Here is a 21,603-nt window from a genome sequence, read left to right as displayed (position 1 = left end):
GTGACCTCGTCCACCGTCGCAGGGCCGCTGAGCAAGGGCCGGCTCACCCTCGGAGCCGACGCCCCCGCTGCGCCCGTCCGGATCGAGCGACGCGTGCCGGGTGAGACGGCGGCCGCGTTCGTGCGGCACTACTGGCTGCCGCGCTGGTCCCTCCCCGCCGGCGCGAGCGTGCGCGAGGCGGTGCTGGAGTATCCGACGGCGAACCTGGTGATCGAGGCGGACACCGCGGCGCTGTATCGTGCGAGCCGCGGACTGTCCGGGAGGGCGCTGACCGGCGAAGGCTGGGCGTTCGGGGCGATGCTGTGGCCGGGCGTGGCGCGGGAGTGGGTGGGCGGCTCGCTGCGCGGCGCTCCCCCGGTGATCCCGCTCGACGCGCTCTCGGTACGGCTGACCGACGCGGTCGGCGTGGTGCGCGAACGGCTCGCCGACGACGACGCGGACGGCGCGATCGCGGTCGTCGAGGCCGCGCTGGCCGGCCTCCCCGCCCCCGACGCCGACGCGCGGCTGGTCGACGCGATCGTCGCCGCGGTCGAGTCGGACCGCGAGCTGCGCCGGGTGGAGCAGCTCGCCGACCGGTTCGGGATCGGCGTGCGCCGCCTGCAGCGGCTCGTCGCCGGGCACATCGGATTCGGGCCGAAGTGGCTGATCCAGCGCTACCGGCTGCAGGAGGCCGCAGCGGCACTGCGCGAGCCGGAGCCTCCCGCGCTCGCGCAGCTCGCGGCCGAACTGGGCTACGCGGATCAGGCGCACTTCAACCGCGAGTTCAGGGCCGTGGTCGGCCGGACGCCCGGGGCGTACGCGGCTGAGAGCCGGCTGACGTGACGGAGCGGGATCCCGGCGCCCTGCTCGCCCCGTGGCGGGCGCGCTGGGCGCTGACGCCGGACGGTGCGGCCTTCGCCACGCCGTCGAGCGTGCTGCAGCCGGTGGTGTGGGAGAGCAGGGCGGCGTTCCTCAAGCTGGCGACGCAGGCCGAGGAGGCCGCAGGCGGGCGCGTGCTCCGCTGGTGGGACGGCCGCGGGGCGGCTCCTGTGCTGGCCGCGGACGGCGACGCGCTCGTGCTCGCGCGCGCGACCGGCCGCCGCTCGCTGGAGTCGCTGGCGGCCTCCGGCCCGGACGGGGACGACGAGGCGACCCGCATCCTCTGCCGGGCGGCGCTGCGGCTGCACACGGTGACCGACCGGCCGCGTCCGGAGGGCCTGGTCGACCTGCCGCGCTGGTTCGCCGAACTCTTCGAGCACGCCGCCGATCGACCGCATGCCCACGACGGAATGTTCGCCCGCGCAGCGGCCGAGGCCGATGCGCTGCTCGCCTCGCCGGCGGGCGACGTGGTGCTGCACGGCGACATCCACCACGGCAACGTGCTCGACTTCGCGGGAGACGGCTGGCTCGCGATCGACCCCAAGCACATCCACGGCGACCCGGGCTTCGACTTCGCGAACATCCTCTGCAACCCGTCGGCGGAGGTGGCGCTCGCCCCGGGACGGCTGGAGCGCACCGTGGCGGTGATCGCGGCCGAGACCGGGATCACCCGGCGCCGGATGCTGCGCTGGGCGCTCGCCTGGGCCGGGCTGTCGGCGGCATGGTCGGAGCGCAGTGCCGGCGACGCGACGATCGCGGTGGGGACGGGGATCGCGGCGATGCGGGCGCTGGACGCGCCTCCGGCTACGTCTTCGCCCGGGCCGCCGCGCTGAGGAAGAACGGGTGCGGCCGGGCGCTCTCCTCCGCCAGCTTGTACGCCAGCGGCGCCCAGACGATGACCGCGACACCGGCGCCGAGCAGGAGGCCGCCGATCGTATCGCTCAGCCAGTGCGCGCCGAGGTAGGTGCGGCTGATCGCCATCAGGATCGCCCACGCCCCGCCCACGCACCACACCCAGACGCGCGGGAACAGGATGCCGAACACGACCGCCATCGTCGCCGCGTTCGCCGTATGCCCGGACGGGAATGAGCCGGGATCGCTGACCACCAGGATCTCCGACGGACGTGCCCGGCCGACCGTGTGCTTGAGGAGCTGCACGCAGATCACCGACACGACGCTCGCGATCGCGAAGAAGCCCGCGCCCCACGGCCTCCGGAACGCCAGCAGCAGCAGGAAGATCAGGACAGGGATCACCACCGAGCCGACGATCCCGCCGCCGACCCAGTTGAAGAACAGGGCGGGGACGGTCCACACCGGCGATCGGTGCTCGACCACCTCGGCCATCCATTTCAGGTCGAGGACGAACGGCTCGGTCGGCCGGAACGCGATGATCGCGCCCATCACCAGCACGAGGCCGATCGCCACCGACGCCGAGATCAGCGGCCAACGGCGCTGGATGCGCGCGGCGGTGTGGAGGGGCGGCGACGCGGTCATGGGATCACGCTAGCGCGGCGCGGCGCGTCAGTGCCCGAGCGCCGGCACCGTCCGCGGTCGCACGACCAGCCACAGCGACCCGATGGACACCGCAGCGCAGACCGCCATCATCGCGCCCATCGGCGCGGCGCTCCCGGTGCCGAGCAGGCCGACGATCGGCGAGAACACCCCCGCCGCGCCGAAGTTGAGCGCGCCGAGCAGGCTCGCCGCCGTCCCGGCCTCGTGGCCGTGGTTGTTCAGCGCGAGCACCTGCACGCACGGGAACCCGAAGCCGCAGGCCGCGATGAAGAACCACAGCGGGATCGCCACGCCCCACAGCCCGGCGTGCGCCTGGTCGAGCACGACGATCGCGACCGAGGCCAGGAACATCACGGCCGTCGAGACGGCGAGGATCCACTGCGGCCCGAAATACTTGGTCAGCCGCGCCGCCGACTGCACGCCGATGATGATGCCGATCGAGTTGACCGCGAACAGGAGGCCGTACTCCTGCGGCGTGAACGCGTAGAGGCCCTGGAAGATGAACGGGCTCGCCGACAGGTACGAGAACAGTCCGGTGAAGTTCGCGGCGCCCACGATCGCGATGCCGACGAAGACCCGGTCGCTCAGCACCGAGCGGTAGCGCTGGCCGACCGTCGAGTGGCCGGCGTCGTGCCGGCGCGCCTTGGGGAGGGTCTCGGTGATCCACAGCGACACGCACGTGATCACGAACACGCCGTAGCAGGCGAGCACGACGAAGATGCCCCGCCACGGCATGACCAGCAGCAGCCACGACCCGATGACAGGGGCCAGGACGGGCGCGAGCCCGTTGACGAGCGCGAGCCGGCTCAGCATCCGCACGAGCGGGCGTCCGCCGAACAGGTCGCGGACCATGGCCATCGCGACCACACCGCCGGCTGCGGCGCCGATGCCCATCAGCGCGCGGGCGACGCCGAGGAGTTCGACGTTGGGCGCGATCGCCGCGGCGAGGCACGCGAAGATGTGGACGCCGGTCGCCGCGATGAGCGGGATGCGGCGGCCGATCTTGTCCGACCACGGCCCGACCAGGAGCTGGCCCAGGCCGAAGCCGATCGTGGTCGCCGTCAGCGTGAGCTGGATCATGGCGGTGGAGACGTGGAAGTCGGACTCCAGCGTCGGCAGCGCAGGCAGGTACATGTCGATCGTGAACGGCCCGAGTGCGGTGAGCGCGCCGAGGATCAGGATGTACGCCAGGCGCTGGCGGCCGGTGAGCGAGTCGCCGGGATGCACGACGGTGGTCACGAAAGGAGTCCTTCTGCTGGAGGGCGTGTGGGGAGGGGGCACGCGTCCGGCACTGGACGCAAAACGACAGCACCGCGACGGGATCGCGGTGCTGGGAGCCGCCCGTTCGAATCGATTCGATCGTGGGCGCGTGTCCATACTAGCGCGTTCCGGGCCAGAATGTGAACGTGCGCATTGCGGCGTTTTCGCGGCGCCGACGGAAGACGACCCAGAGAGCGAGTGACATGACCTTCTCCATCGCCATGATCGGCGCCGGCCAGTTCGCCGGGCAGTTCGCGAAGCTGTTCGCGCTGCACCCCGGGGTGAGCGCGGTGTACGCCACCGACCTGCTGCCGGAGCGCGCGGAGCGGCTCGTCGCCGAGTACGGCCTCGACGGCGCCCTCCCCTCGTTCGAGGCGGCGCTCGACGACCCGCGCGTGGACGCCGTCGCGATCTTCACCCAGCGCTGGACGCACGGCCCGCTCGTCGTGCGCGCCCTGGAGGCCGGCAAGCACGTCTACTCGGCCGTCCCGATGGCGATCAGCGCCGAGGAGATCGCCGCGATCATCGGCGCCGTGCGCCGCACCGGCCTCACCTACATGATGGGCGAGACCAGCCACTACAACCCGGCCACCGTCTACGCGCGGTCGCAGATCGCGGAGGGCGCCTTCGGCCGCGTCTTCTACGCCGAGGGCGACTACGTGCACGACATGGACCTCGGCTTCTACGACGCGTACCGGTACTCCGGCGGCGAGGCCTGGAAGGCGACGGCCAGCTACCCGCCCCTGCTCTACCCCACCCACTCGATCGGCGGCATCCTCGGCGCGTGGGACACGCACGCGGTCAGTGTCTCGGCGATCGGCGTCACCGACGACCGCGGCGACGGCGTCTTCGACCGCGAGGTGAGCATGTTCGGCAACGACTTCTCGAACGCGACCGCGCTGTTCGAGGTCGCGGGAGGCGGGTCGTTCCGGACGAACGAGTTCCGACGGGTCGGCTATCCGTCGCACATCCGGGAGTCGCGGTTCCGCTTCTTCGGGACGGACGGCAGCTTCGAGCAGCTCGCGACCGTCTCGCACCGCACCGACAAGGCAGGCGTGACGGACATCACAGACCTGCTGCAGCCGAAGCCGACGCTGTCGCCGGACGACCCGTCGCTCGCGCACGTCGCGCCCGCGCTGCGCGACGCGTTCACGTCGGGCAGCGCGCCCATCCACGACCGCACGCGGCTGCCGCGCGAGTTCGACCACGTGACGAACGGGCACGAGGGCAGCCACCACTTCCTCGCCGATGACTTCGTGCGCGCCGTGAACACCCTGAGCCTCCCGCCGGTCAACGCCTGGCAGGCCGCCCGCTACACCCTCCCCGGCATCGTCGCCCACGAGAGCGCCCTCCAGAACGGCGCCCGCCTCCCCATCCCCGACTTCGGCCCCGCGCCCCACTGACCATCCGTTCCGGAGTTGTGTACGCGACACGCCGCGCGCGGACGTACACAACTCCGGAAGAGATTGAGGGGTTACGGGGCGGAGGGGGACGCGAGGAGCGGGGTGAAGGCGAGTTCGGCGGCGCCGATGAGGAGGATGTCGCTGCCGAGGGCGGCGCGGGCGATGGTGAGGGTCTCGGCGGAGGCGGCGAGCGCCTGCGACGCGACGAGTGCCGGCAGCGTCTCGGGCGCGAGCTCGTGCAGCGCGCCGAGGAACCCGCCGAGCACGATCCGGTCCGGGTCGAAGACGTTGGTGGCGTTGCGCAGCGCGGTCGCGAGGAAGCCGAGCTGGCGGTCCACCTCGGCGAGCACGGCCGGGTCGCCCGCCGCGACGGCCGAGCCGAGCGAGCGCGAGAGCTCGTCGGGGTCGGCGGAGGCCAGCCCGAGCACGCGCAGCAGCGCCCGCTGGCTGACCTCGGTCTCCAGGCAGCCGATCGCGCCGCAGTGGCAGCGCACACCCACCGAGTTCACCAGCGTGTGGCCGAGCTCGCCGGCGTAACCGCTGATGCCGGTCAGCGGCCTCCCGCCGACGATGACGCCCGCGCCGATGCCGGACGCGCCGCCGTTGACGTAGACGAGGTCGGCCGCGCCCTGTCCGGCGCCGAACAGTCGTTCGGCGTTCGCGCCCAGGCTGGCGTCGTTGGCCGCGGCGACGGGATAGCCGGTGGCCGCGGCGAGTTCGGCGGCGAAGGGCTCCTCCGCCCACTCCAGGTGGGGCGCGAGCCGGACGACGCCGTCCTCCTCCCGCACGAGTCCGGGCACCGCGACGCCGACGCCGACGACCCGTGAGGCCGCGGCCAGCTCGGGCCGCAGCCCGTCGATCACGGCGGCGGCGATGGCGGCGGCCTCCGCGGCGGTCGGCACGTGCCCGGTGGGATAGCGCACCCGGCGGTGCACGTGCGCGTCGAGCCCGACGACGCCGACGGTGACCGCGTCGACCTCGGGGTTCACGGCGAGCGCGACGACCCGGCCGTCGGCGGCGACGACCGGCGACGGCCTCCCGACCCGGTTGCTGGTCTCCGGCTCGCGTTCGCGCACCAGCCCGAGCTCGGCCAGCTCGGCGACGAGCGCGCCGATGGTCGAGCGGTTGAGGCCGGTCGCCTGGGTGAGCGCCGAGCGCGCCAGCGGGCCCTCGCGGTGCACCATCCCGAGCACGGCGGAGAGGTTGTGCCGCCGCACCGTGTCGAGGTTCGTCCCCGCCGTCGTCCTGCCGTTCATGGTCCCGGTCACTGTATTACAGGTCGCGGGGTGCGGCGGACGTCACCATGTCTCGGGTCGCGCCCCCGCCGGCACCGCCTCGGGCCGCTCGACCGTGGAGGTCAGCGTGACGACCTCGTGCCGGGCGCCCGCGGCGAGCACGGCCTCCATGATCTCCAGCACGTGGAAGGCCAGCTCCCCGGAGGCGCGGTGCGGCCGGCCGGTCTCGATCGCGCGGGCCAGGTCGGCGAGGCCGTAGCCGCGGCCGGCGTCGGCGTAGCCGCCCGCGACCTCCAGCTCCCGGAACTCGCGGTCGTCCGCGGTCGCGACCGACACCGGGTCGGAGAAGTGGTTGGGGTCGGGCACGGCGAGCGTCCCCGCCGTCCCGTAGACCTCGAACAGCGGCACCCGGGAGGCCCACACCTCGAACGAGACGGTCACGGTCGAGACCACTCCGGAGGCGTGCTCCAGGATGGCCGTGACGTGCGTGTCGACGTCCACCGGCAGCGCGGCTCCCGCGTTCGGCCCGGTGGCGACCGTGCGCACGCGGTCCGACCGCCGGGTCGCCCCGGACACCCGGACCACCGGCCCGAAGAAGGTCACGAGCGACGTCAGGTAGTACGGCCCCATGTCGAACAGCGGGCCGCCGCCCGGCTGGTAGTAGAACGCGGGCGCCGGATGCCACAGCTCGTGACCGGGCGCCGTCCACGCCACCGCGGCGCCGAGCGGCACGCCGATCCTGCCCTCGTCGAGCACGGCACGCGCGGTCTGGACGCCGGTGCCGAGCACGGTGTCCGGCGCGCAGCCCACCCGCAGCCCGCGCGCGGCCGCGGCCGCGAGCACCGGCGCCGCCTCCGCCGTCGTGAGCGCGAGCGGCTTCTCGCCGTAGACGTGCTTGCCCGCGGCGAGCGCGCGCAGCGCGATGCCCGCGTGGGCGAGCGGGATGGTCAGGTTGAGCACGACATCCACGTCGGGATGCGCGAGCAGCTCATCCACTGTCATCGCCTCGACGCCCTGCTCGGCCGAGACGGCACGCGCGCGTTCGAGGTCGAGGTCCGCGACCGCGCGCAGCCGCAGGTTCGGCAGTTCCGGGAACTCCGCGAAGTACTGCGCCGAGATGACGCCGACGCCGACGACCCCGACGTTCAGCGCGCGGCCCACAGCAGCCCCCGCTCGATGATCGTGCGCACCGGCAGGGACTCCACGATCTCCAGCCGGTGGCCCGGCGCGGAGACGAAGATGCGGCCCTTCCCCCACTGCCGGGTCCAGATCGCCGGCGCGGTGACCGGGCGGTTCCAGGCGTCCCACGGCCGCACGGTCTGCGTCGTGGTGGCCAGGACGTCGTTGTACTCGTCGCTCAGCACCCAGTACTGCTCGGTCTCCAGGTCGAAGTCCGAGATGCCCTCGGTGATCGGGTGGGAGGCGCCGTACTCGGTGATGTTCACGGTGTACGGGATGTAGTTGTCCGACTGCTCGCCGGTGCGCTCCGCCGGGTCCTTGCCCGCGTGGTGGGCGAACTGGCCGCCGATCATGTGCAGGTAGTCGGCGTTGTTCCGGTACGAGTCGGCGATGCCGCCGTGCCAGCCGCCCATCCCGGTGCCGTTCAGGATCGCGCGCTGCAGGCCCGCGAACTCCTCCGGCTCGATGGTACTCATGGTGTTGATCTGGAGGACGAGGTCGACCGTGTCCATGAATGTCTCGTCGGTGTAGACGGCGGGGCTCTCCTCCACCCGCACGGCGAAGCCGTTCTCCTCCAGGAACGGGATGAAGAGGTTCGTGGTCTCGACGGGCATGTGCCCGTCCCAGCCGCCGCGGACGACGAGGGCTTGTCTGGTCATGGGTTCTCCGTTCGGGCGGGTGAGGCAGTGGGGGTCCAGGCGCTGCCGGAGGCGGCACTGTGCTCGACAGCCGCCAGCACGCGCTGGATGTGCAGGCCGTCCGCGAAGGACGGCTCGGGATCGGCGCCGCTCGTGATCGCGTCGACGAAGTCCTTGATCTGGTGGCTGAACGCGTGCTCGTAGCCGATCGCGTGCCCGGTCGGCCACCAGTTCGCCATGTAGGGATGCTCTGGCTCGGTCACGATGATCCGGGTGAAGCCCTGCTCCCCGCCGGAGCGGTCGCGTCGTAGAACTGGAGCTCGTTCATCGACTCCAGGTCGAAGGCGATCGCCCCGCGGGACCCGCTCAGCTCGATCCGCAGCGCGTTCTTGCGGCCCGTCGCATAGCGGGTCGCCTCGAACGCGCCGATCGCGCCCGCCGCCGCACCGTCGCTGAGGCGGGCGGTGAACCAGGCGGCGTCGTCCACGGTCACCCGGCCGCGCTCGCTGGAGGCCGTGCCGGAGAGCCCGACCGTCTCGCCGAGCAGCGGCCGCTCCTCGACGAACGTGGCGAGCGTGCCGGAGACGGACGACAGCCGGGAGTCGGTGAGGTGCTCGACCAGGTCGATCGCGTGCGCGCCGATGTCGCCGAGCGATCCGGAGCCGGCGGCCTCCTTGTCGAGCCGCCAGGTCATCGGGCCGTTCTCGTCGCTCAGCCAGTCCTGCAGGTAGAGCGCGCGCACCTGGCGGATCGCACCGAGGCGGCCCTCCTGCACCAGGCGGCGCGCGTAGCCGATCGCGGGGACCCGGCGGTAGCTGAAGCCGACCATCGAGCGGACGCCGCGCTCCGCTGCGCGCTCGGCGGCGGCGACCATCGCCTCGGCCTCGGCGACCGTGTTGGCGAGCGGCTTCTCGCAGAGCACGTGCTTGCCCGCGTCCAGCGCGGCGATGGCGATCTCGGCGTGCGAGGCGCCGGGCGAGCAGATGTCGATCACGTCGATGTCGGGGTCCTCGACCGCGCGCCGCCAGTCGGTCTCCGCACGCTGCCAGCCGAACTTCGCGCGGGCGGCCTCCACGCGGGCGGCGTCACGCCCGACGATCGTGGACATGACCGGCTCGGCGGCGAGGTCGAAGAACCGCGGTGCGACCCGCCAGCCCTGGGAGTGCGCCGCGCCCATGAACCCGTAGCCGACCATCGCCACCCGCAGCTCGCGTGCCGCTGAAGTCATCCGTCCCGCTCCTTCGCATTCGTCCTGGTGGACGCTAACCAACGGGATTTTCACCGCGCAAGTTTCTCGCCGAGCTTGGAAAACTTTCGTGTCTCCGACAGGTCAGTGCGCGGCCGGCGCCGCGGTGGAGTCGCGCACGACGAGCGAGGTCGCGAGCTCCAGCCGGGTGTTCTCGACGGCCCCGGCACGCAGGCGCAGCGCGGTGCGCGTCGCGACCTCCGCCATCTCCTGCAGCGGCTGGCGGACCGTCGTGAGGGCCGGCCGCGCCCAGGAGGCCGGCGCGACGTCGTCGAAGCCGACGATCGAGACATCGCCCGGCACGTCCAGCCCCAGCGCGAACGCCGCGTCCATCGCCCCGAGCGCCTGCAGGTCGTTGCCGCAGACGATCGCGGTGGGGCGGTCGGCCCGGTCGAGCAGGCGGCGCGCCTCGCGCTCGCCGTCCTCGCGGCGGAAGTCGCCGACGCCCGCCAGCCGCGAGTCGAACGGGAGGCCGGCCTCCGCCAGCGCCGACTGGTATCCGGCGACGCGGGCGCGCGAGCACTCCAGGTCGGGCGGCCCGGAGACCACCGCGATCCGGGTGTGGCCGAGCCCGAGCAGGTGCCGGGTCGCGGCGACACCGCCCGCCCAGTTGGTCGCGCCGATCGCGGGGACGTCCGGCGGCGGATCACCCGCCGGGTCCACGACCACGAACGGGATGTTCCGGGTGCGCAGCTGCTGCCGGTGCTCGGCCGTCAGGTTCGAGAACTGCAGGATCACCGCGACCGGCTTCCGGCTGAGCACGCCGGTGATCCAGTCGCGCCCCGGCTCGAGATGGTCGCCGAGCGCCGAGAGCGCGAGCACGAAGCCGGCCTCGCGCGCGATCCGCTCGACGCCGCGGATGATCTCCACCGACCACTCGCTCAGCAGGTCGGCGACCACCAGCTCGACCAGCCCGCCACGCTCCGGCTCCGGGCCGCGGCGCGCGTAGCCCGAGTCGTGCAGCAGCTTCTCGACCCGCGCCCGGGTGGGCGCGGAGACCCCCGGCCGGCCGTTCAGGACCTTCGACACCGTGGACAGCGACACCGCCGCCCGCTGCGCGATCGCCTCCAGCGTCGGACGGCTCGGCGCGGTCGGTTGAGACATGGAGACACTGTGCCACAATGTCGGCCAGGCTTTCGCGCCGTTCCCCGAAACGTTTCCGCCCTCCCGAGGAGAACCATGCCGCTCACCGACCTCACGCTCGCCGAACTGGCCGACTTCCGCCCGGAGGTCGAGGAGCCCGCCGACTTCGACGCCTTCTGGGAGGCGACGCTCACGGAGTCGCGCGCGGCAGGCGGCGAGGTGCTGCTCGCGCCCGCGACGACTCCCGTCACGCAGCTCATCGTGGAGGACCTGACCTTCCCCGGGTTCGGCGGCGAGCCCGTGCGCGCCTGGGTCTCGCGCCCGCTGCACGCGGACGGCCCGCTCCCCGCGGTCGTGCAGTACCAGGGCTACGGCGGCGGCCGCGGCCTCGCCGGCGAGAACGTCGACTGGGCACTCGCGGGCTACGTGCACGTGTTCATGGACACCCGCGGCCAGGGCAGCGGCTGGGGCACGGGAGGCGGCACCGCCGACCCGCACGGCTCGGGGCCGGCGACCCCCGGCTTCATGACGCGCGGCATCCACGACCCCCGCGAGCACTACTACCGCCGCGTGTTCACCGACGCGGTGCGCGCGGTCGACGCGGCGCGAGCGCTGCCGTTCGTGGAGCCGGCACGGATCGCCGTGACCGGCGGCAGCCAGGGCGGCGGGATCGCCCTCGCCGCGGGCGCCCTGGCGGACGTGCAGGCGGTGCTGCCGGACGTCGCGTTCCTGTGCGCGTACCGCCGCGGCGCGGAGGTCGCGGTCGGCGGACCGTTCCAAGAGCTGGCCACCTACCTGTCCGTCCACCGCGACGAGGTCGACACGGCCTTCCGCACGCTGTCCTACCTCGACGGCGTGAACTTCGCCCGCCGCATCCACGCGCCGTCGCTGTTCTCGGTGGCGCTGATGGACACGGTGGTGCCGCCGTCCACGACCTTCGCGGCCTACAACCACCTGGCGGCGGAGGACCGGGCGATCGAGGTGTACCCGTTCAACGACCACGAGGGCGGGCAGGCGGCGCACTGGCACAAGCAGGCGGCGTGGCTGGCGTCGCGGATCTGAGCGACTCGACGGTCCGCGGAGTGGCGCTCGGGCGTCGGGGCTGGTATAAGTTTATCGAAACAACAAATCACCGACGACGCTGAAGGAACCTTCCATGAGCCTCACCCCCACCCGCGCCGACAAGTTCTCGTTCGGTCTGTGGACCATCGGCTACAACGGCACCGACCCGTTCGGCGGCCCGACCCGGCCCCAGCTCGACGTGGTGGAGGCGGTGACCAAGCTCAGCGAGCTCGGCGCCTACGGCCTCACCTTCCACGACGACGACCTGTTCGCCTTCGGCTCGACCGACGCCGAGCGCCAGAAGCAGATCGACCGCCTCAAGCAGGTGCTCGCCGACACCGGCGTGATCGTGCCGATGGTCACCACCAACCTGTTCAGCGCGCCCGTCTTCAAGGACGGCGGCTTCACCTCCAACGACCGCGCCGTCCGCCGCTTCGCGCTGCGCAAGGTGCTCCGCAACCTCGACCTCGCCGCCGAGCTCGGCGCGAAGACGTTCGTGATGTGGGGCGGCCGCGAGGGCGCCGAGTACGACTCGGCCAAGAACATCCAGGCCGCGCTCGAGCGCTACCGGGAGGCCGTCAACCTGCTCGGCGACTACGTCACCGACAAGGGCTACGACATCCGCTTCGCGATCGAGCCGAAGCCGAACGAGCCGCGCGGCGACATCCTGCTGCCGACCGTGGGCCACGCCCTCGCGTTCATCAACTCGCTGGAGCGCCCGGAGCTCGTCGGCCTCAACCCCGAGGTCGGCCACGAGCAGATGGCCGGACTGAACTTCGCCGCCGGCATCGCCCAGGCGCTGTACCACGGCAAGCTCTACCACATCGACCTCAACGGCCAGCGCGGCATCAAGTACGACCAGGACCTCGTGTTCGGCCACGGCGACCTCCAGAACGCCTTCGCCCTCGTGGACCTGCTGGAGAACGGCGGCCCGAACGGCGGGCAGGCGTACGACGGCCCGCGCCACTTCGACTACAAGCCGTCGCGCACCGAGGACATCACCGGCGTGTGGGACTCGGCTGCGGCGAACATGCGCACCTACCTGCTGCTGAAGGAGCGGGCGGCCGCGTTCCGCGCCGACCCCGAGGTGCAGGCGGCGCTGGAGGCTTCCCGCGTGACCGAGCTGTCCCAGCCGACGCTCGGCGCGGGCGAGAGCTACGACGACCTGCTCGCCGACCGCAGCGCGTACGAGGACTTCGACCCGAGCGCCTACTTCGGCGCCAAGGGCTTCGGCTTCGTCCGCCTCCAGCAGCTCGCGCTGGAGCACCTCATCGGAGCCCGCGGCTGACGCCACCCGTTTGATGCCGAGGGGCACGTCGTTGTCGCTTTTCCGCGTGGAAAGTGACAACGACGTGCCCCTCGGTGCCTGATTCTTGAGAAGTGAGGTGAGTTCGTGACGTTGGTCGCGGGAGTCGACTCGTCGACGCAGAGCTGCAAGGTGGTCGTGCGCGATCTGGAGACGGGCGCGCTGGTGCGCACCGGCCGGGCCGCGCACCCTGAGGGCACGGAGGTCGACCCGGCCGCGTGGTGGAGCGCGCTGCGCTCGGCGCTGGACGCGGCGGGCGGCCTCGCCGACGTGGCCGCGATCTCCATCGCGGGCCAGCAGCACGGCATGGTCGTGCTCGACTCGGAGGGCCGCGTCATCCGCGACGCCCTGCTCTGGAACGACACCCGCAGCGCTCAGGCGGCGCGTGACCTGATCGACGAGGTCGGCGCGGAGGCGTACGCCGCGCGGGTCGGGGTGGTGCCGGTAGCCTCCTTCACGGCGACCAAGCTGCGCTGGCTGCGCGACGCGGAGCCCGCCAACGCGGCCCGGGTGGCGGCGGTCGCGCTCCCCCACGACTGGCTGACCTGGCGGCTGCTCGGCTACGGCCCGGCGGACGAGAGCCCGTTGGGACCGGACCTGGAGGCCCTGACGACGGACCGGTCCGATGCGAGCGGGACGGCGTACTGGAGCGCGGGGACCGGGGCGTACGACTTCGAGCTGTTCGAGCGGGCGCTGGGGCGTGCGGGGCGGGAGGCCGGTGGGACGGGCGCGGGTGTCATCCTGCCCCGCGTTCTCGGCCCGGCGGAGTCCGCCGGCCGCACCACGGACGGCGTCCTCGTCGGCCCCGGCGCCGGCGACAACGCGGGCGCGGCGCTCGGCCTGGGCGCCGCGGACGGCGACGTCGTCGTGTCCATCGGCACCAGCGGCACCGTCTTCGCCGTCACCGACGCCCCCGTCGCGGACGCGACCGGGACCGTCGCCGGATTCGCCGACGCGAGCGGCCTCAGCCTCCCCTCATCGCGACGCTCAACGCGGCCCGCGTCCTGAGCTCGATCGCCGACCTGCTCTCGGTGGACTTCGACGCCCTCGCCGACCTCGCCCTCTCGGTCGAGCCCGGCGCGGAGGGCGTCGTCCTCGTCCCGTACTTCGAGGGCGAGCGGACGCCGAACCTCCCGGACGCGAAGGCGAGCCTCCACGGGCTCACCATCGCGAGCACGCGCCCGGCGACGTTCGCGCGAGCGGCCATCGAGGGGATGCTGTGCGGCCTCGCCGACGGACTCGACGCCGTGCGAGCGGTCGGGGTGCGGGAGAAGCGCATCCTGCTGATCGGCGGGGCAGCGCAGAACCCCGCCGTCGCGGCCATCGCGGCGCAGGTGTTCGACGCACCGGTCGTCGTGCCGGCGCCGGGCGAGTACGTCGCCGACGGCGGAGCCGTGCAGGCGGCGTGGGCGCTGACGGGCGAGCGCCCGTCGTGGACCGTGGAGTCTGCGCCGCCGCTGGCGGTCGACACGCGCCCCGTGATCCGGGAGCAGCGCGGGCAGTACCTCCGGTAGGCCTGCCGCTAACGGAGGACATCCGGGCCCAACCCATCCCCAAAGCAGTCAGCGGAGGAGATGGGGAGGCTGGCTGCCCCGATCTGCTCCGTTGACTGTTGTGGAGGCGAGGTCGCGGGCCGTTCTCCTCCGGTGGCGGCTCAGCGGCGGGCGAGCTCGGCGCCGGCGGCCGCGGCCCAGCGGAGCGGGTCCGCAATGGCGGCCGCGGAGTCGCCCGCGAGCTCGGTGAGCGACGCCGCGCCCGCGAAGCCGCGTGGCTCCGCCGCGATCGAGCCGGCCGCCAGCAGCGCCGGGATCCCAGCAGCGCGAGCCAGCCCCGCCACGTACTCGGGGACCTTGCCCGCCGCCGACTGGTCGTCGTACCGGCCTTCGCCCGTGACGACGGCATCCGCACCGGCCACGATCCCCGGCAGCCCGAGCGCCTCCCCCACCGCCGCCGACCCCGGCGCGATCGTCGCGCCCCAGACGAGCAGGCCGAAACCGGTCCCGCCCGCCGCGCCGGCGCCGGGCGTCGCCGGGTCGACCGCGACCCCGGCCTCCCGCAGCACGTCCGCGAACCGCGCGAGACCGGCCTCCAGCACGGGCACATCCGCCCGACCCGCGCCCTTCTGCGGCCCGAACACCGCGGCCGCGCCGACCGGTCCGAGCAGCGGGCTGGTCACGTCGCTCAGGATGCGCGCCCCTCCCGGGGAAGCGCGCGCAGGCCGAGCTCGACACGGTCGAGGCTCGCCAGGCCGCGATTCCCCGGGACGACGGCACCCCCGGCCGCATCGAGCAGCCGCGCACCGAGTGCCGTCAGCATCCCGGCTCCCCCGTCCGTGGAGGCGCTGCCGCCGATCGCGAGCAGCAGCCCCGTCGCGCCCGCGTCCAGCGCGGCCGCGATCGCCTGGCCGAAACCGGTGGTCTGGGCGTCGAAGGGCGCGAGCGACGGCATCAGCCCGATCCCGCTGGTCTCCGCCAGCTCGACGACGGCGGTCCCGTCCGGCAGCAGGAGCCAGCTCGCGTCCCGCGGGGCGCCGTCCGGTCCGGTCACGCGCACGGGCCGGCGAGTGGAACCGGGCACGGCCACCTCGAACGCGTCGAGTGTGCCCTCGCCGCCGTCCGCCATCGGCGCGAGGACGACGCGGTCGCCCGGACGCACCGACGACCATCCTGTGGCGAGCGCCGACGCCACCTCCGCCGCGGTCGCGGAGCCCTTGAAGGAGTCGGGGGCGAAGACGACGGTGCTCATCAGCACCACCCTGGCACAGTTCGGCCGACAGCCTCTGGCATCCCGGCACCGAGAGGACGATGATGCTGCCCATGAACGCACCATCCGGTCCCCGGCCATGAACCCGTCACCCGGCCGGGTCCAGGCCGTCTATCTCACCCTGCTCCTCGGCAACACCCTGGCAGCGTCGTTCATCTGGGGCATCAACACCCTGTTCCTGCTGGACGCCGGGCTGACCAACTTCGAGGCGTTCGCCGCGAACGCGTTCTTCACGGCCGGGATGGTCATCTTCGAGATCCCCACCGGGGTCGTCGCCGACACCATCGGGCGCCGCGCCTCCTACCTGCTCGGCACGATCACCCTGTCGCTGTCGACGGCCTTCTACTGGCTGCTCTGGCTGTGGCATGCGCCGTTCGTCTGGTGGGCCCTGGCGTCCATGCTGCTCGGGCTCGGCTTCACCTTCTTCTCCGGCGCGGTCGACGCGTGGCTGGTGGATGCGCTCGCGGCGACCGGATACACCGGCAGCCTCGAGACGGTGTTCGGGAGGGGGCTCGTCGTCACCGGGGTGGCGATGTTCGCCGGGTCGGTGCTGGGCGGGGTGATCGCGCAGGTGACCAACCTCGGCGTGCCGTTCCTGCTGCGGGCCGCTGTGCTCGTGCTGATGTTCGTCTTCGCGTTCATCGCGATGCGCGACGTCGGCTTCACCCCCGACAAGTCGATGGGCCCGCTCAAGGCGACCAGGAACATCCTCACCCAGTCGATCGAGCACGGGATGCGGAAGCGCTCGGTGCGCTACATCATCCTGTCGGCGCCGTTCGCGTCCGGGGTCGGAATCTACGCGTTCTACGCCCTCCAGCCGTACCTGCTCGAACTGTACGGCGACCCGAAGGCGTACTCGGTCGCCGGGCTCGCGGCGGCCATCCTGTCGCTCGCGCAGGTGGCGGGCGGCATCCTGGCGCCGCGGCTCCGGCGCCTGTTCGCCAAGCGGACGACGACGATCATCGGCGCCTCGCTGTGCAGCATCGTCATCCTGGTGGCGATGGGCCTGACGGCGTTCTTCTGGTTCGCGGTGGTGCTGCTGGTGATCTGGGGCTTCGTCTTCGCGGTGGCGGGCCCGGTGCGGCAGGCGTACCTGAACGACATGATCCCGTCGAAGCAGCGCGCGACGGTGCTGTCGTTCGACTCGCTGTTCGGGAGCCTCGGTGGCGTGGTCATCCAGCCGGCGCTCGGGCGCGCGGCCGACCTGTGGGGGTACGGGACCTCGCTTGTCATCGGCGGGGCGATCGAGCTGATCGGGATCCCGTTCCTGCTGGCGAGCCGGCGGCAGGACGACCCGTCGGACTCGGCGGGGCTCCGCGGGGAGGCCGCGGCGGGCGACGCGGAGGCAGCTCCCACCACTCCGTGAACGACCGCATTCACAGGGGTCGCAACACGCCGCCACGACCGGCGCGTGACGGCGTGTTGCGACCCCTGGTCGGCGCGGGGCGGGTCAGCGGCGGACGATCCGTCCGCCGCACACCCACGCGGCCAGGCACAGCACGCCGTTCACGGCGAACACCCCGGCGAACGCGGCCGGCGACGACGCGCCGCCGAGGGCCGAGAACGCGATCGCCGTCGTGGCGAGGGCGATGGCCGAGCCGGTGGAGTCCGCGATCGACAGGGCCGAACTGTTGAAGCCCTGGTCGGCAGGGGTCGAGTACTCCAGGGTGAGGACGCCGAGGCGCGGGTAAAGGATGCCCATCCCGCCGCCGGCGAACGCCCAGCCGACGACCACGAGCACCGGGGAGGCGCCGGTCAGCGCGGTCACCAGCAGCGACGCGATCGCGATGGTCAGGCCGAGGGCGCCGAGGCGCGCCGCGAGGCGGTGCCCGATCGCCGGGAACCGGCCCTGCGCCCAGGAGGCCGCCGCCCAGCTGAGGCCCGCGGCGGTGAGCGCGAGGCCAGCGACGGCCGGGGACGCCCCGTACTGCGTCACCATCAGGAGCGGGACGTAGACCTCCGCCGAGAAGAACGTCCCCGCGACGATCGCGCGCAGCAGGACCACGCTCGGGAGGCCGCGGCGTGCGAGCAGCGTGCCCGCCGGGATCAGTGGCCGCAGCGCGGCGACCGCACCCGCCGCCGCGAACACCGGGACCAGCCACTGGACGGGTCCGCGCGCCTCCGCGGCGAGCGTGAGCGCGAGGACGGCGACCGCCACGAGCGTGGCCAGCCCCGCGCGCGCCAGCTCGCGCCGGCCGCCCTCCGGTCGCTGGTCGGGCGCGTGCAGGCCGCGCATCGCGGGCACGACCATCAGCATCGCGAGGACGACCAGGGCCACGACGCCGAGGAACACCCACCTCCAGCCGACCGTCTCCGCGACGGCGCCCGCGATCACCGGGCCGATCAGCGACGGGATGACCCACGCGGCGGCGAATCCGGCGAAGATGCGGGCGTGCAACCTCGGCGGGTACACGCGCGCGACGATCACGTAGAGCGCCACGGTGAGCGCCCCGCCGCCGAGTCCGTGCACGAGGCGTCCGGTGACGAACAGTCCCATCGTCGGCGCGAGGCCGGCCAGGATGAGGCCGGCCGCGAACAGCCCGACCGACGCGAACAGGACGGTGCGCGGGTTGCCGCGGTCGCACCAGGTCCCCGCGACGACCATACCGACCACGCCCACGGCGAGCGGCCCGGCGAACGCGAACGCGTACAGCCCGGCGCCGTGGAGCTGGTGGCTGACCGTCGGCATGATCGTCGTCACCGCGAGCGCCTCGAAGGCCGCCAGCGTGACGAGCAGGCACATGCCGATGCTCACCCAGCGGTAGCGCGGCGCGAGCACTCCCTCCGGCTTGGCGAGGCGTCCGGCCGTGGCGCGGTGGCGTTCGTCGGTGCTCATCCGCCCGGCCTCCCGGCGCTCCCGGGAGCCGCCGTCGACGCGCGGACGATCAGCTCCGGCAGCAGGCTCGCCGGCCCCGGCACCTCGCCGCCCTCGATCTCGGCGACCAGGCGTTCCACGCTGCGGCGGCCGAGCTCGGTGAAGTCCTGCAGGACGGTGGTCAGCGGCGGCCAGAAGTGCGCCGCCTCCGGGATGTCGTCGAAGCCGACGACGCTCAGGTCCTCCGGGATGCGCCGGCCGGCCTCACGGGCGGCGTGGTACACCCCGAGCGCCATCTGGTCGTTCGACGCGAACACCGCGGTGGCGTCGGGATCGCGCACGAAGGACTGCGCTGCACGATACCCGGATTCGGCGGACCAGTCGCCCTCCAGCAGCGCCGGCACCGCCAGGCCCGCGGCCTCCAGCTCGTGGGTGTAGCCGGCGACGCGCGCCTGCGCCTCGAACCATCCGAGCGGACCGGTGAGGTGGAGGATGCGGCGGTGGCCGAGCCCGATCAGGTGCGCGGTCGCGCCGCGGGCCCCGGCCTCCTGGTCGACCGTCAGCTCGCGCTCGACGTACTCCGACCCGCCCTGGAGCGTGACGTAGGGAACGCCGATGCGAGCGCCCGAGATGTGCTCCAGCACCAGGTCCTGCGGCGCGATGACGATGATGCCCTCCACCGCCTGCGCCAGCAGGTGGTCGAGCGCCGCGGCGATCCCCACGTCGGTCAGCTCGGGGATCTGGGCGACCGCGAGGTAGTACCCGGCGTCGCGGGCGGCGCCCTGGACGGCGTTGATGCTCGACACCGGCCCGTACAGGGCGGCCGCGGTGGTGGAGAGGACACCGAGTGTCCGCGACCGCGCGGTGACGAGCGCCCGCGCCGCACGGTTGGGGCGGTACTGGAGCTGCTCCATCGCGTCGAGGACGCGCTGCCGGGTGGAGTCCCGGATGCTCGGGTGGTCGTTGATGACCCGGGACACCGTCTGGTGCGAGACACCGGCGAGCAGCGCGACGTCGCGGATGCTCGCGGCGCGGACCGCAGGATCGTGGGGCACGGCCCCATTATCCGGGATGCCGCTGCGCTGCGGCGCGCCCGCGCGGACCGCGGTCGCGTCGATCACCTGCGACACCGGGGAGCCGAGCGTCACCACCACACCCGGCTCACGCTCGGCGGCGCGTCCTCCGCCGCGCGACGACCCCCACCAGCACCGCGATCACCGCGATCCCGGCCGGGAAGACCAGGTGCCAGCCGGCCAGCACCAGCAGCCCCGCCGCGAACACGACCGACAGCACGGCCATCCACCACCCCGGCGAGCGGGTCGGCAGCAGGACGATCGCGCTCGCGACGCCCAGGCCGTAGACCGCCGCCGCGATGCTGGTGTGCACGAGGATGAACGGCTGGAGGTCGCCGCTGGCCAGCACCACCACCGAGTACAGCGCCATGACCACCGCCGACAACAGCAGCCCGCGCCGCGCGACGGCGCCGTTCTCGGCGCCGCGGCCGAACCAGGCCGGGAGGTCGCCGTCGCGGCCCATCGCCGCGCCCAGCTTGCTGAAGGCCGCGAGGTAGGCGTTGAAGACGCCCGTGACGACGATCGCGGCGATGACCGCGACGACCACGCCGCCGCCGGAGCCGGTCGCGACCGAGACGAGGTCGAGCAGCGGGACGACCGACGTGGCGGCGTGGCCGCCCAAGACCGCCACGGTGACCGTCTGGATCGCGAGGTAGGCGACCGACACGATCACCAGTGCCAGGGCGGTCGCGCGCGGGATGTCGCGCCGCGGGTTGCGGAACTCGCCGCCGATGCCGGCGACGGCCTCCCACCCGGCGAAGGCCCAGATGTAGAGGCTCATCGCGAGCCCGACCCCCGACCAGCCGTGCGGGAGCAGCGGCTGGAGATTGTCGGCGCGCGCGTGCGGAGCCGCGGCGGCGAGGACGAACACGAGCACGGCGATGAGCGCGCCGGAGAGCACGAGCTGGACGGACGCGGCGAACCGGACGCCGAACGCCGTCACCGCGACGGGCACGACCATCAGGGCGATCGCGATGACGACGGTCTGCACAGCATCGCCGCCGATCACCGCCACGACGTAGCGTGCGGTCATCAGGGCGGCGATGGGCGCGCCGATCGGGGTGCCGAAGAAGAACCAGTAGCTGACGATCCTCGCGGAGGTCGGGCCGAAGGCGCGGCGGGCGAACGTCGCGACACCGCCGGCGTCCGGGTGGCGACGGGCCAGCGCGGCGAACGTCGCGGCCAGCGGCACGGAGATCAGCGCGAGGGCGGCGACCGCGAGGATGGCGCCCGGCCCCGCCGCGGCGGCGGCGAGCGCGGGGAGGACGAGGATGCCCGTGCCGAGGACGGCCGCGACGTAGAGCGCCGTTCCGCCGGCGACGCCGAGGTGCCCGCGGTGCTCGACGGGCTCCGCCGTGGGCACGCGTGTGGCGGAGGGAGCGCTATCGGTCACCGGACCATCCTGCCGCGGACCACCGACATCCGCCGTTCATCCGCGGCCACGTCGCGGCGATCGGCGGCCAATCGCGCCGAGGGTCTTTCGGCGACACTTCGCGCCGCGCCGATCAGCCCGCCGCGGCCTCCCACGCGAAGCCGTCCGGGTCGGTCGCCGCGCTGTCGCCGCCGATGACGATCCGGTGCGAGCCGGATCCCTCCTCCGGGACGCCCGCGTCCTTGGCCAGCGCGCGCCGCTTGTAGAGGCCGAGCTGCACCGGGCTGTCCTTCAGGTCGAACTGCACGTAGGAGCCGAAGCTCTTGCCGACCGGGAGGCCGCGAGCCGCGTAGAACTGCTTGCTCGCGCTCACGTCGTCGACGCCGAGCAGCAGCACGACCGACTCGGGCTCGCGCTTGGCCGGGCCGGAGTCCTTCTTCTCGGAGGTCGCGATCTTCCAGATCGCGCCGTCCGGCGCCTGCACGGTGCCGCCGACGCCCCAGAACGTCTTGGTGACCGGCTTGATCGTGGTCGCGCCCGCGGCGAGCGCGGACTCCACGTAGGCGTTCACGTCGGCCGGCTGCGCGACCGTGATGGACATCGTGTAGCCGCGGAAACCGGTGGAGGCCGTGTCGGACGCGCGCACGCGCACCCGGTCGCCGAGCCCGAAGGCGGCGTCGTAGAACTGCTCGGCGGCGGAGGGGTCCGCCACTTCGAGGGTGATGTGGTCGATGGAGGTCATGGAGATCACGCTACGAGCCGGCGCAGCGGGGCGCTTCTCCATTCCTGCTCGATGGC

16 protein-coding genes and 3 pseudogenes are annotated in these 21,603 nt (G+C 73.3%); 7 read left to right on the top strand and 12 right to left on the bottom strand.

Going from position 1 to position 21,603, the window contains the following annotated elements:
- Both ACQ86L_RS17800 and ACQ86L_RS17795 read left to right on the top strand, forming a co-directional pair.
- A complete protein-coding gene (locus ACQ86L_RS17800; RefSeq protein WP_434316593.1) occupies positions 1-822 on the top strand; it encodes a helix-turn-helix domain-containing protein in 822 nt (273 codons plus the stop codon).
- Positions 819-1,691, top strand: coding sequence for an aminoglycoside phosphotransferase family protein (locus ACQ86L_RS17795; protein ID WP_434316592.1), 873 nt, complete (start codon positions 819-821; stop codon positions 1,689-1,691). The genes ACQ86L_RS17800 and ACQ86L_RS17795 overlap by 4 nt, the downstream gene beginning before the upstream one ends.
- On the opposite strand, the gene ACQ86L_RS17790 is transcribed toward ACQ86L_RS17795, so the two are convergent.
- Both ACQ86L_RS17790 and ACQ86L_RS17785 read right to left on the bottom strand, forming a co-directional pair.
- Complete coding sequence (locus ACQ86L_RS17790; RefSeq protein ID WP_434316591.1) at positions 1,663-2,352, bottom strand: phosphatase PAP2 family protein; 690 nt, start codon at positions 2,350-2,352, stop codon at positions 1,663-1,665. The genes ACQ86L_RS17795 and ACQ86L_RS17790 overlap by 29 nt on opposite strands.
- Positions 2,353-2,379: 27 nt before the next feature.
- Positions 2,380-3,609: a multidrug effflux MFS transporter gene (locus ACQ86L_RS17785; RefSeq protein ID WP_434316590.1), complete on the bottom strand. Its 1,230-nt coding sequence runs from the start codon at positions 3,607-3,609 to the stop codon at positions 2,380-2,382.
- Positions 3,610-3,833: 224 nt separating this feature from the next.
- Here ACQ86L_RS17785 and ACQ86L_RS17780 point away from each other — a divergent pair, with 224 nt between their 5' ends.
- Positions 3,834-5,033: a Gfo/Idh/MocA family protein gene (locus ACQ86L_RS17780; RefSeq protein WP_434316589.1), complete on the top strand. Its 1,200-nt coding sequence runs from the start codon at positions 3,834-3,836 to the stop codon at positions 5,031-5,033.
- A gap of 71 nt (positions 5,034-5,104) precedes the next feature.
- On the opposite strand, the gene ACQ86L_RS17775 is transcribed toward ACQ86L_RS17780, so the two are convergent.
- From ACQ86L_RS17775 to ACQ86L_RS17755, 5 genes and pseudogenes are all read right to left on the bottom strand, one after another.
- Complete coding sequence (locus ACQ86L_RS17775) at positions 5,105-6,289, bottom strand: ROK family protein (RefSeq protein WP_434316588.1); 1,185 nt, start codon at positions 6,287-6,289, stop codon at positions 5,105-5,107.
- Positions 6,290-6,331: 42 nt separating this feature from the next.
- Positions 6,332-7,429: a Gfo/Idh/MocA family protein gene (locus ACQ86L_RS17770; RefSeq protein WP_434316587.1), complete on the bottom strand. Its 1,098-nt coding sequence runs from the start codon at positions 7,427-7,429 to the stop codon at positions 6,332-6,334.
- Entirely contained in the window at positions 7,414-8,106 is a 693-nt protein-coding gene (locus ACQ86L_RS17765) for a ThuA domain-containing protein (RefSeq protein ID WP_434316586.1), read from the bottom strand. Before ACQ86L_RS17765 ends, ACQ86L_RS17770 begins: the two co-directional genes overlap by 16 nt.
- Positions 8,103-9,280, bottom strand: a pseudogene (locus ACQ86L_RS17760) (Gfo/Idh/MocA family protein). The gene ACQ86L_RS17765 and the pseudogene ACQ86L_RS17760 overlap by 4 nt, the downstream one beginning before the upstream one ends.
- Before the next feature lie 135 nt (positions 9,281-9,415).
- A complete protein-coding gene (locus tag ACQ86L_RS17755; protein WP_434316585.1) occupies positions 9,416-10,435 on the bottom strand; it encodes a LacI family DNA-binding transcriptional regulator in 1,020 nt (339 codons plus the stop codon).
- 75 nt (positions 10,436-10,510) lie between these two features.
- Here ACQ86L_RS17755 and ACQ86L_RS17750 point away from each other — a divergent pair, with 75 nt between their 5' ends.
- From ACQ86L_RS17750 to xylB, 3 genes and pseudogenes are all read left to right on the top strand, one after another.
- Entirely contained in the window at positions 10,511-11,476 is a 966-nt protein-coding gene (locus tag ACQ86L_RS17750; RefSeq protein ID WP_434316584.1) for an acetylxylan esterase, read from the top strand.
- Positions 11,477-11,570: 94 nt separating this feature from the next.
- Positions 11,571-12,764 (top strand): xylose isomerase, encoded by a 1,194-nt coding sequence (xylA, locus tag ACQ86L_RS17745; RefSeq protein ID WP_345837066.1) that lies wholly within the window; start codon positions 11,571-11,573, stop codon positions 12,762-12,764.
- 105 nt (positions 12,765-12,869) lie between these two features.
- Positions 12,870-14,296 (top strand): annotated as a pseudogene (gene xylB / locus ACQ86L_RS17740) (xylulokinase).
- 140 nt (positions 14,297-14,436) lie between these two features.
- Here xylB and ACQ86L_RS17735 read toward each other — a convergent pair.
- Positions 14,437-15,527, bottom strand: a pseudogene (locus ACQ86L_RS17735) (glycerate kinase).
- 97 nt (positions 15,528-15,624) lie between these two features.
- Between ACQ86L_RS17735 and ACQ86L_RS17730 the strand changes: the two are divergent.
- Positions 15,625-16,911: an MFS transporter gene (locus tag ACQ86L_RS17730; RefSeq protein WP_434316583.1), complete on the top strand. Its 1,287-nt coding sequence runs from the start codon at positions 15,625-15,627 to the stop codon at positions 16,909-16,911.
- An 84-nt stretch (positions 16,912-16,995) separates the two neighbouring features.
- Here ACQ86L_RS17730 and ACQ86L_RS17725 read toward each other — a convergent pair whose 3' ends face one another.
- The 4 genes from ACQ86L_RS17725 to ACQ86L_RS17710 all read right to left on the bottom strand — a co-directional run bounded on the left by ACQ86L_RS17725 (position 16,996) and on the right by ACQ86L_RS17710 (position 21,547).
- Positions 16,996-18,381, bottom strand: coding sequence for an MFS transporter (locus tag ACQ86L_RS17725; protein WP_434316582.1), 1,386 nt, complete (start codon positions 18,379-18,381; stop codon positions 16,996-16,998).
- Positions 18,378-19,415 carry a LacI family DNA-binding transcriptional regulator gene (locus ACQ86L_RS17720; RefSeq protein WP_434318919.1) on the bottom strand — a complete coding sequence of 346 codons (1,038 nt, stop codon included), beginning with the start codon at positions 19,413-19,415 and terminating at the stop codon, positions 18,378-18,380. The genes ACQ86L_RS17725 and ACQ86L_RS17720 overlap by 4 nt, the downstream gene beginning before the upstream one ends.
- A gap of 106 nt (positions 19,416-19,521) precedes the next feature.
- Positions 19,522-20,826 carry an APC family permease gene (locus tag ACQ86L_RS17715; protein ID WP_434316581.1) on the bottom strand — a complete coding sequence of 435 codons (1,305 nt, stop codon included), beginning with the start codon at positions 20,824-20,826 and terminating at the stop codon, positions 19,522-19,524.
- 112 nt (positions 20,827-20,938) lie between these two features.
- Positions 20,939-21,547: a glyoxalase gene (locus ACQ86L_RS17710; RefSeq protein ID WP_434316580.1), complete on the bottom strand. Its 609-nt coding sequence runs from the start codon at positions 21,545-21,547 to the stop codon at positions 20,939-20,941.
- Positions 21,548-21,603: the final 56 nt, after the last annotated feature.

This window comes from Leifsonia sp. P73, assembly GCF_051059105.1.
Taxonomy (GTDB): Bacteria; Actinomycetota; Actinomycetes; order Actinomycetales; family Microbacteriaceae; genus Leifsonia.
The sequence above is the reverse complement of the archived record's forward strand: the minus strand, read 5'-3'. Positions and strand labels throughout refer to the sequence as shown.

Coding starts and splice junctions, on each gene's coding strand:
- ACQ86L_RS17775 (WP_434316588.1), bottom strand. CDS start 6,289: ATGAACGGCAGGACGACGGCGGGGACGAACCTCGACACGGTGCGGCGG.
- ACQ86L_RS17750 (WP_434316584.1), top strand. CDS start 10,511: ATGCCGCTCACCGACCTCACGCTCGCCGAACTGGCCGACTTCCGCCCG.
- ACQ86L_RS17710 (WP_434316580.1), bottom strand. CDS start 21,547: ATGACCTCCATCGACCACATCACCCTCGAAGTGGCGGACCCCTCCGCC.
- ACQ86L_RS17755 (WP_434316585.1), bottom strand. CDS start 10,435: ATGTCTCAACCGACCGCGCCGAGCCGTCCGACGCTGGAGGCGATCGCG.
- ACQ86L_RS17790 (WP_434316591.1), bottom strand. CDS start 2,352: ATGACCGCGTCGCCGCCCCTCCACACCGCCGCGCGCATCCAGCGCCGT.
- xylA (WP_345837066.1), top strand. CDS start 11,571: ATGAGCCTCACCCCCACCCGCGCCGACAAGTTCTCGTTCGGTCTGTGG.
- ACQ86L_RS17780 (WP_434316589.1), top strand. CDS start 3,834: ATGACCTTCTCCATCGCCATGATCGGCGCCGGCCAGTTCGCCGGGCAG.
- ACQ86L_RS17765 (WP_434316586.1), bottom strand. CDS start 8,106: ATGACCAGACAAGCCCTCGTCGTCCGCGGCGGCTGGGACGGGCACATG.
- ACQ86L_RS17730 (WP_434316583.1), top strand. CDS start 15,625: ATGAACCCGTCACCCGGCCGGGTCCAGGCCGTCTATCTCACCCTGCTC.
- ACQ86L_RS17725 (WP_434316582.1), bottom strand. CDS start 18,381: ATGAGCACCGACGAACGCCACCGCGCCACGGCCGGACGCCTCGCCAAG.